The sequence below is a fragment of the Gilliamella bombi genome (assembly GCF_900103255.1).
GTDB classification, from domain to species: domain Bacteria; phylum Pseudomonadota; class Gammaproteobacteria; order Enterobacterales; family Orbaceae; genus Gilliamella; species Gilliamella bombi.
On sequence record NZ_FMWS01000131.1, the window covers coordinates 1 to 1,009 of the forward strand.

General features: G+C 32.4%; 1 protein-coding gene. It reads right to left on the minus strand.

Going from position 1 to position 1,009, the window contains the following annotated elements:
- Positions 1-333 precede the first annotated feature (333 nt).
- Entirely contained in the window at positions 334-852 is a 519-nt protein-coding gene (locus B9N71_RS12705) for an endonuclease V (RefSeq protein ID WP_065574336.1), read from the minus strand.
- Positions 853-1,009 lie beyond the last annotated feature (157 nt).

The following is a 1,009-nucleotide window of genomic DNA, read 5'->3' on the forward strand; positions in this document are numbered from 1 at the left end:
TTTTTATAGTAAAGTCGTGGTTAAAAAAGCAATAACAATGACTTCACTCTTTTTTATTTAAGTATGATTTTTTTTGTTTTTTTACATAAACACGGTGCTTTCCTGAAAGTTTTTAACAAAAATGAGGGTTATCTTTATTTTTTATTAATTTTTATAACACAGTTAAAATTCATAAAGCGATTTTAGGAAAAACGCTTTATGGGTTTTAGCAGATTGTTTTAATCATGAAGGGGGGGAAACAAGTTGGTGTTTTCCTATACCTAATTTTACTTAACTATTCGCCGACTTATTGGGGCAGCGAATGTCCGCATTACTGTAATTCAATCTAATCCGTTATTGTTCGTGTTTAAACAATTTTGTTTGTTGATCTAAATAGCTCAGCACATCAGGCATTCGGTGTTTGCCTGCCATTGATTGCACGCTATTGGCTGCATTTATTAGCGGTATGCCTATCGAGGTAACATATAACGGGTGCTTGCTTTGACCACGAAGAACTTCGATCAAATACTCGCTATTGCCTGAAAACGGCTTTTTAGCAACACCAATAATAGGAATGGTTTTGTTTAATGCATGATACAAATGCCCGCCTAGCCCTATCTTACCTTCATCCAAATGTACATAACCATCAATCACAATGCAGGTAAGTTTACTTAAATCAATTTTATCAAGCAGTGACATAATGCAAGGTAATTCCCGTTGATAAAACTGACCTGATTGATAGGGCGCAACGTTATCTTGATAATCTGTGATTACCTGTTCAAGTGCTGAGGTTGAATCAGTCCAATGATTAAATAAAATACCGACCGATTTGGCGCGGTTGTCAATGTAATAAACATCAATTGCCAGTATCATATTAAGTTATGTTCTCTTTAAAACATTATTTATCAATGAATCAATACATTGAAACTAACTGAGTAAGATAACATTATTACTGTTATTAATTCAATGTGATAATATTTATTTCTGTATTGATTATTCTATTGATTATTATTAAATATACTTATTAAGT